Origin of the sequence: Nostoc sp., assembly GCF_036917135.1 — a bacterium.
GTDB lineage: Bacteria > Cyanobacteriota > Cyanobacteriia > Cyanobacteriales > Nostocaceae > Nostoc.
This window is the reverse complement of record NZ_JBALEA010000086.1, coordinates 35,196-49,794: the sequence shown is the minus strand read 5'-3', so window position 1 is coordinate 49,794 and position 14,599 is coordinate 35,196. Positions and strand designations below refer to the sequence as shown.

The 14,599-nt window shown below is 43.7% G+C and carries 10 protein-coding genes; 4 read left to right on the top strand and 6 right to left on the bottom strand.

All coding sequences use genetic code 11. The features are described 5' to 3' along the window. Nucleotides 1-423: 423 nt before the first annotated feature. Complete coding sequence (locus tag V7K50_RS26715; protein ID WP_334965413.1) at nt 424-1,035, bottom strand: hypothetical protein; 612 nt, start codon at nt 1,033-1,035, stop codon at nt 424-426. 149 nt (nt 1,036-1,184) lie between these two features. On the opposite strand from V7K50_RS26715, the gene V7K50_RS26710 reads away from it, so the two are divergent. Together V7K50_RS26710 and V7K50_RS26705 are read left to right on the top strand one after the other, a co-directional pair. Next, a complete protein-coding gene (locus V7K50_RS26710) occupies nt 1,185-1,889 on the top strand; it encodes a response regulator transcription factor (RefSeq protein ID WP_334965507.1) in 705 nt (234 codons plus the stop codon). Continuing rightward, complete coding sequence (locus V7K50_RS26705; protein ID WP_334965411.1) at nt 1,886-3,442, top strand: ATP-binding protein; 1,557 nt, start codon at nt 1,886-1,888, stop codon at nt 3,440-3,442. The genes V7K50_RS26710 and V7K50_RS26705 overlap by 4 nt, the downstream gene beginning before the upstream one ends. Nucleotides 3,443-3,699: 257 nt before the next feature. Here V7K50_RS26705 and priA read toward each other — a convergent pair whose 3' ends face one another. Beyond that, the gene (gene priA / locus V7K50_RS26700; RefSeq protein ID WP_334965409.1) at nt 3,700-6,234 is read right to left on the bottom strand and encodes a primosomal protein N'; all 2,535 of its coding nucleotides are present in this window, start codon (nt 6,232-6,234) and stop codon (nt 3,700-3,702) included. Nucleotides 6,235-7,022: 788 nt separating this feature from the next. Between priA and V7K50_RS26695 the strand changes: the two genes are divergently transcribed. Further along, nucleotides 7,023-8,195: an RpoD/SigA family RNA polymerase sigma factor gene (locus V7K50_RS26695; RefSeq protein ID WP_334965407.1), complete on the top strand. Its 1,173-nt coding sequence runs from the start codon at nt 7,023-7,025 to the stop codon at nt 8,193-8,195. A gap of 600 nt (nt 8,196-8,795) precedes the next feature. On the opposite strand, the gene V7K50_RS26690 is transcribed toward V7K50_RS26695, so the two are convergent. From V7K50_RS26690 to aepX, 4 genes are read right to left on the bottom strand one after another with little or no spacing between them, the layout of a single operon-like run. Further along, complete coding sequence (locus tag V7K50_RS26690) at nt 8,796-9,674, bottom strand: EamA family transporter (protein WP_334965405.1); 879 nt, start codon at nt 9,672-9,674, stop codon at nt 8,796-8,798. 22 nt (nt 9,675-9,696) lie between these two features. Next, nucleotides 9,697-10,800 carry a 2-aminoethylphosphonate aminotransferase gene (locus tag V7K50_RS26685; protein WP_334965404.1) on the bottom strand — a complete coding sequence of 368 codons (1,104 nt, stop codon included), beginning with the start codon at nt 10,798-10,800 and terminating at the stop codon, nt 9,697-9,699. Beyond that, a complete protein-coding gene (gene aepY / locus V7K50_RS26680; protein WP_334965403.1) occupies nt 10,800-11,942 on the bottom strand; it encodes a phosphonopyruvate decarboxylase in 1,143 nt (380 codons plus the stop codon). The genes V7K50_RS26685 and aepY overlap by 1 nt, the downstream gene beginning before the upstream one ends. Further along, nucleotides 11,943-13,562, bottom strand: a complete 1,620-nt coding sequence (aepX, locus tag V7K50_RS26675) for a phosphoenolpyruvate mutase (RefSeq protein WP_334965402.1) — start codon at nt 13,560-13,562, stop codon at nt 11,943-11,945. It abuts the gene before it with no gap. 481 nt (nt 13,563-14,043) lie between these two features. Between aepX and V7K50_RS26670 the strand changes: the two genes are divergently transcribed. Next, the gene (locus V7K50_RS26670; protein ID WP_334965399.1) at nt 14,044-14,544 is read left to right on the top strand and encodes a GNAT family N-acetyltransferase; all 501 of its coding nucleotides are present in this window, start codon (nt 14,044-14,046) and stop codon (nt 14,542-14,544) included. Nucleotides 14,545-14,599 lie beyond the last annotated feature (55 nt).

Sequence of the window (14,599 nt, the reverse complement as noted above, 5' to 3'; positions counted from 1 at the left end):
TAATCATCTGCTAGAGATTTTATATTAAGTCTGGCTAATCACTTGTGAAACTAGAATCCCCTCAGCTTTAGACCTACGGTGTAGAAATAAGTTATCGAATCACAACCAGTCTGTCGAATTACAAAAAAAAGCCCTTTCAATGCGGGTAAAAATTTTGGTCAAAGAATCCCTCTTGACTCTGTGTTCTCTGCGCCTCTGTGGTTAAATAAATTACTTTTAAACCGCAGAGGCAATAGAGTTGCCAGTGTGCCCTTGCGGTTTCCCGACTTGTACCCCTTCGGGGATCTTGCTACGCGCAGCGTCTCCCCAAGTGGAGCGAGTGGCGTGGGTTAGAGGGGATCTTCGAGTTTGAAAACAGTCCCTAGTCCCAGAGTTATATAAATTTTAGATATGCAAACTAGATGTGGTTTAGATAATGTTCAGCTATTTGGGTGCATTAGGACGATCAGCACCAGGAGGATGAGGTGGAACACCTAGTGCATCGATCAACTGTTGTTCAGTGACACCCAGCTTTGCCGCCGCAGCTTTAAAATCAGGTTTGAGTGGACGCTCATTGCCTGGATTTGGAGGATTTGCAGGGACTCCCAAGGCAGCTTTTAACTGTGCTTCTGTGACTCCTAACTTGGTCGCAGCTGCTTTAAAATCAGGTCGGGGTGGACGCTGATTGCCTGGATTTGGAGGATTTGCAGGGACTCCCAAGGCAGCTTTTAACTGTGCTTCTGTGACTCCTAACTTCGTCGCAGCAGCTTTAAAATCAGGTCGGGGTGGACGCTGATTGCCTGGATTTGGAGGATTTGCAGGGACTCCCAAGGCAGCTTTTAATTGTGCTTCTGTTACTCCTAACTTGGTCGCAGCTGCTTTAAAATCAGGATGGGGTGGACGATGTTGTTCGTTCGATGGTTGGTTGGGCTGTGATGGCGCTTGGGCAATTTGAGCGAATTGATTAGCGGCATTTGCTTGATTGAGTGAAATAAAACCAAATGCGCCAATTACCAAAGGAATTGCTGCTACGCCTAAGACTCGACGAATATTCATAAAAATCAACCTTCAAAAGGTAGGGTGTTCATATTTCTAATTGAGCCATCTCAAAATTACAGCTTACCTATTTTCTAAATTACAGTTTTGTAATTTGAACAAAAAATAATGAATTTAAAATGGAACAATATGTGAATTAATAAATGCTTGTGAACGTTCTGTTTGTCGAAGATGAAGCGAAAATTGCTAACTTTGTCCGGGCTGGACTCAAAGAGCAAGGATTTGTTGTAGACTACTGCGATAACGGTGATGAAGGATATCTGCGGGCATTAGCCAACGAATATGATGTGATTGTACTCGACATTATGGTGCCGGGAAAGGATGGACTATCGATTCTAAAACTGTTGCGGCGGCAAGGTCGAAATGCTCCGGTAATTTTGTTGACGGCTCGGAATGAATTAGACGATCGCTTGGAAGGGCTAAATTTGGGAGCGGATGATTATATCGCTAAACCGTTTTTTGTCGAAGAGTTAGCGGCTCGAATTCATGCTGTTGTGCGCCGAAGTGTTAGCGATGTCTACGACGGGCTACGCCTACGCCAAAATATGCTTTGTGTTGGGACTATCAAGCTCGATCGCATCACCAGGGAAGTCACTTGCAATCAGCAGGTGATAGAACTCACCAGCCGCGAGTTTAATCTTCTGGAGTATCTCATGCGCTCTCCCGGACGGGTTTTTACTCGCACCCAAATTCTAGAACACGTTTGGGGCTATGACTTTAACCCCAACACTAATGTTGTGGATGTTTGTATCCAGCGAATTCGGAAAAAGATTGACCCCATTGATGAAGCAGTGTGGATTGAAAGTATTCGAGGGGTTGGATATCGGTTTCGCAAGCCAGAAGTTTCTTCATGAAACTCCCTTCCTTTCGACTCCGCATTGCCCTGTTGTCTGCGGCTCTGGCTGGAAGCACATTAGTCGGATTTGGTGCAGTTTCCTGGTTTCAGATTTACAATGCTAAGATTAGCCGCCTGGATGCAGAACTATTAAATCACTTAATGCGGCCAACTCGTTCATCTGATGGTGAAGGATGGCAGCTTTACCCAGACTCATTACCTTATGCCTTGGGCGGCGGAACAAATATAAAAACCCCCATTGCTCTGCTGGTGCTTGATGCAAAGGGCAACACACTTTATGAATCTAACTCCTTACCTGCCGATGTCAATGTGAATCGTCTGCTGGTTCAACGTCTTCAGTTAACACCTCAACCACCGCCTCCTCCTAGAGAACCTCCACCTTTACCTGATTTTTCACGAGATTTGGAAAACTTCTCTCCTAAAAAAAGAGAGGCTTCCAATTCTCCCCCTTCCCGACGCGGTTTCGCGTTAGATTTTCCCGGTGATGTGAGAAATCGGCCACCCCTGATTAGTCCCCGTTCCCCTCAATTTGTCACTGAGGAAACGGGAATAACAGCTTGGCGGATTGGGGCAGCTAAATTTCCTAATGTTCAGGTTGCCATTGGCGTTAGTCTGCAAGCCGTCAATCAAGAGATGGCTACTATTCGTAATATTTTTCTGGTTTCAATTCCGGGAGCGCTCTTGCTGGTTGCGGTGGGAGCATGGTTGGTTTCTGGTGGTGCTTTGCGTCCCATCCATCAATTAACGGGCGTGATTCAACAAGTGACTGTCAAAGGGCTAGATCAACGGATTCCCATTGGGACAATCGATGTTGAATTTGTCGAACTGATTCAGGTGTTTAATCTCATGCTGGAACGCTTGGAACGCAGTTTTACCCAAGCTTCCCGCTTTAGTGGTGATGCAGCTCATGAACTGAAAACCCCACTGACTATTTTGCAAGGCGAACTGGAACGAACGCTGCAACAGGTTGATCCCGGTAGTGAAGTGCAACAGCGCTTAAGCAACTTGTTGGATGAGGTGCGCCGCCTCAGTGGAATTATGCGGAAACTCTTACTGCTATCTCTAGCAGATGCGGGAAAAATGAGTTTATATCTGGTTGAGGTTGATATGTCTGAGTTGCTGATGGAGATGCTAGAAGATTTAGAAATGCTAGCTCCTCAGTTGATTGTGCAAACTGACTTCACCGATGGGCTACGGGTAATGGGCGATCGCGATCTTCTGATTCAAGTTTTGCAAAATATGTTCAGTAATGCCATCAAATACAATCTTACCAATGGCTGGATACAGATTTGCGCTGATCAAACTTCCACAACTCTCGATGTTACCATTGCCAATGCATCCCAAGATATTCCACCGAGCGATCGCGATCGCATTTTTGACCGCTTCTATCGCGGCGATCCTTCACGCACCCGCAAAGTAGATGGAATTGGTTTAGGACTGAGCTTATCCCGTGAAATTGCAAGGGCACATCGTGGCGATCTCACCCTTGACTTAACACCTTCTGGTCAAACAGCATTCACTCTCAGTTTACCGATGAAGTTACAGAATTGAGCGATGCCTACGGTTGGCTACGCCTAAGCATTTGTTATTTCGGCGTGTCCATAACCTACCCTACTCGCGTGTCAAGACTAAGCTAAAACACATTTAATTTGCATATTAAAATTTTCTCAATATCTTGTGGGGTGGGCATCTTGCCCGCCCTGATTATGCAACTTGAATGCCGATTAGCTTAGAGGATGTTTTAAAAGTCCTTTTGTCGGTAGCAAAACGTTCTAGATCCCTCTAAATCCCCCTTAAAAAGCTATAGATTACATAATATTGATGGGGTCTACATCAATAGTTAAACTCACAGACGAAGGACAAAGCGATCGCACTTCTTCCCAATCTGGCAACTGTGGTAATGCATGGGGGGCAAATTTAATCAATATCTGCCAACGATAACGATTAGCTACCCGTAAAATACTCGCTGGTGCTGGGCCTAATATCTCCAATTCTTCTTCTGTACTCAAGTCTGTAGCAATAATTTGTGCCGTATTTTGCACTTGAATGGGGTCAAGACTACTTAAGCGCAACAAAATTAACCGTCCATAAGGAGGATAATTGAGTGCTTGGCGTTGTTCTAATTCAGCTTGAGAGAAAGACAGATAATCGTGCGATCGCACGGCTGCAATTACCTGATGCTCTGTAGTATAAGTCTGCACAATCACCATACCCGGATCATCACCTCTACCAGCACGTCCAGCGACTTGAGTCAAGGTTTGAAATGCCCGTTCACTGGCGCGATAATCTGATAAATTTAGCAATCCATCGGCGGCGACAACACCCACAAGTGTCACCTGTGGTAAATCTAAACCTTTGGTGAGCATTTGCGTACCAACTAATAAATCTGCTTCGCCGTTGGCAAACTGGGTGAGTAGAGTTCGGTGTGAGCCTTTGTTGCGGGTGGTATCGCTATCAAAACGAATCAACCGTAACTCTGGGAACTGTCGCGCTAGTTCTTGCGTTACCCGTTGAGTACCGCTACCGAAAAATTTTAGGTAAGGGGAACTACAATCAGGGCAAAATTTCGGGTGCGATCGCCCATAATTACAGTAATGACACCGCAATAATTCCGGCGCTTTTTCTTCGGTGTGGTGATACGCCAGCGACACATCACAATAGGGGCATTCCAACACATATCCACAACTGCGGCAAGAGACAAAAGTACTATGTCCCCGGCGATGGATAAATAAAATTCCCTGTTGTTTTCTTTCTTGCAACTCTTGTAAAGCTGTTTGCAAGGATCTACTAAATATCGAACGATTTCCCTGCTGCAACTCTTGGCGCATATCAACTATTTCCACCGGCGGTAAAGGGCGGGAGTTGACGCGCTCAGGCAAACTTAAATAATAGCCTCCTGCCTGCTGCCCCCTGCCTCCTGCCTCCTGCCTCCTGACGCTTACCCAACTTTCCAACGAAGGCGTAGCGGAACCTAACACCAAGGGGCAATTTTCTAATTCGGCTCGCCACTGGGCAACGGTGCGGGCGTGGTAGGTGGGTATGGGGGAATCTTGTTTAAAGCTGCTATCGTGTTCTTCATCTAAAACTATTAAACCCAAGTTGGGCAAAGGGGCGAAAACGGCGCTGCGAGTACCAATAACAACTTGGGGTTCTCCTGTGAGCATTTGTCGCCAAGTGTCGTAACGTTCACCGTCGGAAAGGGCGCTGTGATAAACGCTGACTTTATTGCCAAAACGGGCGCGAAAACGATCGGTTAGCTGGGGTGTGAGTCCAATTTCTGGCACTAAGACAAGGGCGGATTTGCCTTGGTTGAGGAGAGGTGCGATCGCTTGCAAATATACTTCGGTTTTTCCTGAACCTGTCACCCCATGCAATAAAACTTGAGCAAATCCATCTAGTGTCTGGATTGTCGCTAAGGCGCTAGCTTGGGCACTAGTTAAGAATTTAGCACCATCCCCTGCTATTGCTGGGCCTTGTTCTGTTCGCAATACTTCTCGTTCTTCAACAACGATGTAACCCTTTTGTGCCAACGTCTTGAGAGTAGAGGAACTAGCATTGCAAATCTGCAACAATTCATTTTGCCACAACTCCCCACCCTGTCGCCGTAGCACTTCCAAAATCTCTCGTTGGCGAGTGGTTAATTCATCGTCGATTGTAGCTGTAAGGGTGACTGCTTTTTGCAACTTTGGTCGAGTTAGTCGTGGCGGTTCTAAGTAGCTTTCTACTAAACCAAATCGCAACAACTCCCGAATTCCCCGATAAGCAGATTTGACTTTTTGTTGGATGTAGGCGAAACTATAATCCCCCGCCGGCTGCCCTTGCAAAAGTTCCCAAACTTGCCGCGCAGTCGCAGTCAGAAAAGCTGAAGGATTAGGAGATGCCAGTAAATAACTACTTTTCCCAGTTCCCTCGCCTCTAACCAGGCGGATACGACGCTGCGATCGCCCCAGCAACCCTGGCGGCAATGCAACCCGGATTACTTGAATCAGGGGCGTATAGTAATATGCAGCAACTCGATTGAGTAATTCCCAATAAGCACTTGGGAAAAACCCAACGCTGACTATATCTTCTACTTCCCGGATTTTTTCTGGTGGTAAATCAACATTTGGTTGTGCCAGTAACCGAATAGCGATCGCTCCTAATTGTTGTGCCCCAAATGGCACGCTTAAAATATCCCCTGGTTTGATTTCCAACTGGGCTGGTAATCGATAAGTAAATAGTCCCGTACTTCCTGGACAGTCTACCAGTACTTCAACCCACCCATTAACAGTTGCACCTGACTGATATGATTCACCAGCTTGTGCCACCACTAAAGAAGATAATTTTACGTCATTAATATACATAGTTACTGACTTTATAGTTAGATATTTACCTCACTAGCTGGTTAAAATTAACCTAGCTAACTAAACTCTAATTTTGGGCTTTTTTAGACTTAAATGGTAATTCTCAATACTGTTATTATTCATAATACTTGATAAGTTTCCTCTTATGTAATCTACTAGACAAATTCGTATCAACTATACGTGCAATAAATATTTTGTACCCACTATACAAATAAAACCATGTCGGCTCTTGCTGCAACAGTTACTTTCTCTACTAAATAGGGAGTAGCCTTTTTCCGCCTATCGATAGATATTCAAGCCTTTCTGCTTATGAGATGCTTTTATACAAAGTAAGAACATCCCGAAAGTAAGCTGCTACTCTTGTAACTTGTATCATGTCGGTAACTTTAAATCAAATCGGGAATATATAACCGCAGTAGCAGGTTTTATTTTTATCCAGTGACTTACAACGCCGAAGACATGAAAAATATATGAAAATTTAAGAAATTTGGATATTTAACTGAGATTTTTATATTTGTTAAGGTTGAGAAAGTTTGAGGGGGTTTGACATATTCGATAATTCGGAAAAAAATGAAGAATATATCTGTTGGAAGTCTAAGAATAAAGTTCTGTGAGGTGCGAAGTCGGTTTGATTATAGGTTGTATATAACCGTAACCTGCATCAGCTAGGTAGAGGTCAATTTATTTCTGTAGATAAATTAGCATCAGCCTGTATTTCGCTATATAAAGGGGTGCATCGTCCATTAGGGAAAACTACCAAGCCTCAAATGAGTAGCTGTAACTAAATTATGTACCAAACAAAGCAACAATCCCTAAAGGAAACTATGAATATTGTTAAATTGGGAAAAACGGAAATACTGGAGAATGCTGCTGATAGTGAAGAACCATCACTCGATAGTTTAAATGCAGTAGCAGAAGAAGAATCTCCAATTGTAGTAGAAAATCTGGAATCAGATGAACGCGATGGAGATGACATGGCGGCGGCTCGTCCTTCGGGATACAACAAAACCGAACATGATGATGCTGTGGGCGCGTTTTTTAAGGAAATGGCGCGTTATCCGCTATTAAAAGCTGATGAAGAAGTAGAGTTAGCGCGGCGAGTCAGATTCCTAGAGGAAGTCAGAGAAATCCAAGCAGCTTTAGAGTCAAAACTGGGACAGGAACCCAGTAAATTAGAAGTAGCTTCCGAGCTAGAAATGACGGAAAAGCAACTAGAAAGTCGCTTGTATCAAGGGAGAGTAGCGAAACGCAAAATGATTCGCTCAAACTTGAGATTAGTAGTCTCTATTGCTAAACGATACCTGAATCGGGGAGTGCCTTTTCTGGATTTAATTCAGGAAGGAGCGATGGGTTTAAATCGCGCTACAGAAAAGTTTGATCCCGATAAAGGATATAAGTTTTCTACTTACGCCTATTGGTGGATTAGACAAGCGATTACCAGAGCGATAGCTAACGATGCGCGGACAATTCGGCTACCTATACATATTGTTGAAAAGCTTAACAAGCTGAAAAAAGCCCAACGGGAACTTAAGCAAAAACTTTCTCGTAATCCCACCGAAGGGGAAATGGCAGAAACTTTGGAAATTAGTGTCCAACAATTACGCCAGCTCCAACAACTACGGCGACAAGCACTTTCTCTCAACCATCGTGTAGGTAAAGAAGAAGACACCGAATTGATGGATTTGCTAGAGGATGAAGATAACCTGTCTCCAGAAGCAAAAATGAATGAAAACATGATGCGTCAGGAGATTTGGGAAGTTTTGGGTGACGTGTTAACTCCACGGGAGAAAGATGTGATTTCTCTGCGCTATGGTTTGACAACCAGCGAACCCTGTACTTTAGAAGAAGTTGGCAATATGTTCAATCTTTCTCGTGAGCGAGTGCGTCAAATTCAAAGCAAAGCTATGCGGAAGTTGCGCCGTCCCCACATAGCCAAACGCTTAAAAGGTTGGTTGATTTAATTACATTGCTCAAAATCGGGATGCAATACCTGATTTAATTAGCTCCACTAATAAGCATGGATCAAATAAAGTGCAAAACTTTAAATTTCGTAGGGTGTGTTATCGCGTAACGTAACGCACCATCCTAGATTTTAGGTGCATTAAGACTTTACAAAACTTGCTCTTTATTAAATCCACCTTAGTAGCGAATTTAGAGAGCTTGTATCTGTATATTTTTTAAACTTCACCTACTGCAATTCGCAAAAACCGGGCGTTTTGTAGCTTTTTTCGGCTTTCGTTTAGTCATTGATGCTGTTGGCGAAATATTTCTTAATACTCCAAAGCTTTCACAAGTCCAGTATTTTGTTAGCTGAACTCTTGCTGTAAACGTAGTCTCAAGCAAGTAGCAGGTTTCCGTGGGACGATGTAAAGACTTCTATCTCTACATATAGCCCACATTCCGCACTTCAACAGTATATATATTACACAATGAAGTGCGAAATGTGGGATTAAGCATTTTGCACAAGAAAACCTCGTAAGGACGATAACTCAAGAATTAATAGAGAGGTGAAAATGTAGTACGGATGAATGCGTTGAAATGGCTACTTCACACTACCCATATTAGGAAACTTGGGTGATGCAAATCATGCCCAAGGTAATAGCTACTGTGGCAGTAATACGCAAAGCTGGTGAGGGTTCGCGGAAGAATATTGTGGCAACTACTACACCAATGACGATGCTGAACTGCCGTATCGCTGACAAATAACTAATGTAAGGACTAAGCTGGAACGCCCACAACATTAACCAGTAGGAACCAAAAACAAATAGGGCAAATAATGTAGACCATTTCCAATCAGCCAATCCCTTTTGTTTGTCTATGGGTTCCCCTGTAAGTTTCAGCGCTACCCAAAGGAAGGGTATGGTAAAAATAGATTGTAGTACACTATAGCGGGCAGCTGCCCCTGCACCAGTAGGTATCAGTTCGGCAGCTAACTTGTCCACTGTCGTGTAGGCAACAGTAGAAAACATAATAATTAAAATCCAAACAGTTGCTTGATTCCAGTAGTCAGTTAACTTTATGTCTCGCAAAGATTTCAGTGGCGCTATCATACAACCGATAATCACCAGAGTAATCCCCAACCAACCAAGAGAGGAGAGTACTCGCCCTCGGCTAACATCAATTAATGCCAGAAACAAAATAGGTAAAGCACGACCGATAGGGTAGACGACGCTGAAATTACCGAGGCGGTAGCCCATTGTCAAACCCAGATAATAGAAGCATTGTAAAAAACCTGTCAGTAGTGCCCAACCCCAAACAGACAAGGGAAATCCATCTCCCCGCAATTCACCCATCACTACTGGTATAAAACCAAATAGACCGATGATTAAAGAAACGCGGAGAAACATGGCACCATTAACTTTTTGGGAATGTGCTAAAAGGTTCCAAGTGGCATGGATGGCAGCGGATAATAAGACAAGGGCGATCGCCAACCAAGACATATTTTCACAAAACAGGTAATATTTATACTTTGACTGCTAAAGCGGGTTGAAATAACATTTGCAAACTATGCAGCAGGCGTTCCATATCATTAAGTTGGATATCACCCATATTGGCTATGCGGAAAATCGCATTTTTCAGTCCCCCCTGACCTGCATAAATAATAAAACCTGCATCCTTCAAGGTGTCGTGAATTTGTTCGTAACTGTAACCTAAAGGCAATTGAAAGGATGTCAGTACACAAGAATAATCCTGCTCATGCAGCAAGGTTTTGATACCTAGTTCCTGAAGACTTTGGCGAATCTGTCCTTGTCGGGTGCTGTAATGGTAATGTCTCGCCGTCCAACCCCCTGTTTGGGCAAGTTCTTTCAGCGCTTCTTGCAGGGCGTAAGCAATATGAACTGCTTGGGTAAAGGGGGAGTATCCCTGTACTTGTTCTTTGTAATAGGGATAAAGGTCTAAGTATAAACTACCAGCAGCAGTAGGGCGGGAGTCAAACACAGATCGCTTAACCAGGACAAAAGATAATCCTGGCACCCCATGCAGACATTTATTTGCAGTGGCGGCACAAGCTTCCAAATTCCAAGCGGCAAACTCAATGGCTTCTGCGCCGAAGCTGGAAACACAATCAAGCAACAAAGCTACATTCCGGCTTTGGCAAATTTGCCCTAGCTTGGCCACATCATTTAAGCGTCCGGTAGTGGTTTCATGGTGTACAGCTATCACATGGGTGATGCTAGAGTCTTGCTGAAGGCGCTTCTCCACTTCTGCCAGATTCATCGGTTCATGCCATTGAGAAGTTACTACTTCTAATGCCTTCCTGTGTCTTGTTACCATCGTTGCCATGCGATCGCCGTAAACCCCGTTGCATACCACTAAGGCTTTGCCATCATCAGGCACTAAGCTAGAAAGCATGGCTTCTACAGCACAGGTTCCCGAACCTGTCAGCATGACCGCTACATATTCCTGAGCGGCTTCGGGATAAACATTGGCTAAACCTTGTGTGATATCTTTGGTAATTTCCGCAAATTCAGGTTCTCTATGACACAAATCTTCCCGCAGGAGGGCACGACGCACACGATCTGTGATTGTGACGGGGCCGGGATTGAGTAAGATATTCCGGTACATTATACTACCTCCATAAACTGGCGAAGACGTTGAGCAACTTGGTCGGGAGTAATTTTCGGTCGGGGCAATTTTTCGGGAATTCCCGGCTTAATGTTGACGTAGAGGAAAGTTAATTCTTCAGATGGGTAGGCAATTACGTCTTTTACTTCCTCAAGAGTGGTAGCATGAACTACATTGATGTAACCACAAGCCGCAACAATAGCGCAGAAATCAACAGAGTGGGATACTGTAGACTGTCCACCCGTAGATTCGTGGACTTGATTATCTAGCAGAATATGTAGCAAATTGGTTGGTCGTTCATAGCCGATGGTGGCTAAAGCACCCATACGCATCAACGCTGCACCATCCCCATCGATGACAATCACCCGTCTTTGTGGTTGAGCTAGGGCGATGCCAAGGCCAATACTGGATACACATCCCATCGAACCTACTGTATACAACTGATTTTCTTTGTCTTCCAAGGCATACAGTTCTCTTCCACAATAACCTGTAGTAGCTACTAGCACATCATCTGACTGGCTAGCTACCTGAATCGTTTTCAGGATATCGTGACGGGTGTAAGTAGGTTCTGAATGGATGAGGGAAGGAGTAGGTGCAGTTAAAAGTGGCTTAACCGCTAATTGAGAGTTTAAAGCACAAGATTGCACTGAGCCTTTTTTCATCACCAAAGCATAGGGACTGCGGTGCTGCACCATATGTTCAAGGGCACAGTTTAAAGTTGGCTCAATATCCTCAGTTTCTGTGGGGAAAAATGAGTAAGGAATCTGCATCAATTCCAGTAATTGCGGGGTGATAGCTCCCATTAGCTGGTGTTGGGGTTCGTCAGGTGCGCCATTGGGTTCACCCCGCCATGTCACAATAATCAGGATAGGGATCTTAAAAATTTGATTGAGGGATGTCAAGGGATTAACAGCATTTCCTAACCCTGAATTCTGAAACATCACCACAGGGAGCATCCCAGCCAATTCTGCACCGGAAGCGATCGCTACTGCATCTCCTTCATTAGTAGCACCTACATACCGCAAATCTCGTGAGTCAATCACATAGTTGATAAATGGTGTGAGATAAGAACAGGGTACTCCTGTATAAAAACCAAAGCCTTTTTCTTTAGCTGCGTTAATAAAGCTTTCTGCGGTAATCATTTAAAAGCTCCCAGCTTGAATCATATCTTTGATAGCATCTACATTCAGCCAATGCCCTGTAATGTAAATCACATTTACCGAATATCCCTGGTTAATCAATTCATTCAACAAGGCTGGCATCCTAGCGCCATGTCGCACCTCCTCATCCAAAAGCATTGTCTTCAAGATTCCCCACAATGTATGCTTGCCCTGGTTAGAAACTTTCAGTAATCCTGTCCACATCCCACAGATTTCTTCAGTGGGTAAGTCACGACCAATCTGTTTGAGTTCTACAGGAGTATAGAAAGCTGTCTTTGAGTTTGGTAGGGAACAAGTTACATAATTTTGGCGGATAAGATTGGGGTTAATGCTTTGATCTGCATCTATAACCACTGTGAAATCGTGGTCTGAATCCAATAACATTTGCAGAATGTACTTTTTGTACAGAACATCCCCGTATCCGATGATCAACTCGTGATCATCCGTGAAGGCATCCCGCAAAGCTAGAGATAGTGAAACAAGTTCGCCTGTGCAATTATATTCATCGTTGTCTACATAATCGAGGTTAGGCAGATTCACGACTTCTTTTTTGTAACCTCGGACGACTGTAATATTTTTCACATCTACTTTCTTGTAGGTATCAACAATCGATGCTAGCAGGGGTTGACCGCGCAGTTCTAACATACACTTGGGTTTGTCCTCCGTCAGTTTACCCAATTGAATACCTCTAGAGGCGGCTAAGACAATGGATCTGACTTTTTGCTCAGTTTGGGGCAGATAAAGTTTTTCTGCTGTTAAGAGTTCCTTCGCTCCTTGTAGTCGAAATATTTCTGCAACGGGAACCACAGATTCTTCAACATTCAGTAAGTTTTCTTCTGTCATCAAGGTTTGAGCAGTTTGTTGCATTGCAGCAACCGCAGCACGTAAGAGATGATTTGCCCAAATGACAACAGAAAATCCATGATCTCGGAATACTTCAGTCGGAGTGGAGTAATATTTTGTAGGCACAATTACCACTGGAGAGCGATCGCCCCATTCACGCTTGAAGGCTAAAATTTCATCGGGTACTCTCAAGGCACTATGAATGAGAATGCCATCAGCCCCTGCTTGATAGTATGCGTCGGCTCGCTTTAAAGCTTCTGATAGTCCCCAGCCAGCAATAAATGCTTCCACACGAGCAATCAGGACAAAATCATCATCATTTTGGGCATCTTTTGCCGCTTTAATTTTGCCACAGAACTCGTCAATGTCAGCTAGAGGTTGAGCTTCCCCATTGATGAAACTGTTGGTTTTAGGAAATAGTTTGTCTTCAATACATACACCTGCAATATTGCGCTGCTCTAGCTTTTTTATCAGGCGTTGTACATTGTTAAAATTGCCATAACCAGTATCACCATCTAGCAAAATAGGAATAGAAGTTGCATCAGACATGAACTCAATTACTTCTAGCACCTGAGTCCAACTTGCTTCATTATTATCGCGTACACCCAACTGGGCAGAAATAGAAAGTCCACTAGCCCATATTCCTGGAAAATTTGCCTCTTCGGCAATCTTAGCACTCAGAGCATTGTGGCTTTCCATCAAAAATTCTAAATTATTTGAAACTAACAAATTTCTGAGTTGGGTCGTCTTTTTAATCATTACTTAGCTGCTTAAGTTCTTATTTGGAGATTTTTGATTAAGGAAAGATTATGAGTAGGTAATATAAATTTAAACTTAGTGAGCAGCTATTAACCTCAGTTTTTATACTTATTCAGGACTTACTCAACTACAAAGCACGGGTAGACAAGGGCAAACACATCTGAACATGATCTTAGGGGGTGGGGGATGTGCGCTGGCATTCTGAGAGATAGGCGATGCCGAAGGCGGGCTACGCCTAGGCTGTTGACTTTGTGCCTTTTTAGGCGTTTTTCGTTCATGCAGTTTTTGTGTCGTCAACTAACTCCGAAAATAGTTTTTTTTTCGAGAGCATAGATTGACCAAAAACTTCAGCCAACAAAATACTAGACTTCTGAAAGCTTTGGAGTATTAAGAAATATTTCGCCAACAGCATCAGTCATTACTCAAAAAAATTGCCCAGTTGCCTATAGACTATGGACTATAAACTATGGACTATAGACTAATGACTTCCCATAGCAATTTGATTGTGCGTTTTGCCCAAGCAGACGATTGCAGCGTACTGTTTAAATTAATTCAGGGGCTTGCAGAGTATGAAAAATTATCTCACGCTGTTACTGGGAATGCTCTGGCACTTCAGGAGCATTTATTTGGTTCGCGGAGGTATATAGAGGCAATCTTAGCGGAATCTGCGGGACAAGCTATTGGTTTTGCCCTATTTTTTCATAATTATTCCACATTTCTGACTAAGCCAGGAATTTATCTGGAAGATTTATTTGTTTTACCAGAATATCGCAGGCAAGGTATTGGTAAGGCTCTTCTGACTAAAGTAGCTCAGATAGCTGTAGAACGTGATTGTGGGCGATTAGAGTGGAGTGTCTTGGATTGGAATGAGTCAGCTAAAGCATTTTACCTTAGTATGGGAGCATCAATATTAGATAATTGGCGAATTTGTCGCGTTACAGAAGATGCACTTACTCAATTAGGATCTGGTGAAGTACCCTAACTTGCTTCTCTTCGAGAGGCTGCGCCAACGCGGAAGTTGGGGCTTCCAAAGGCAT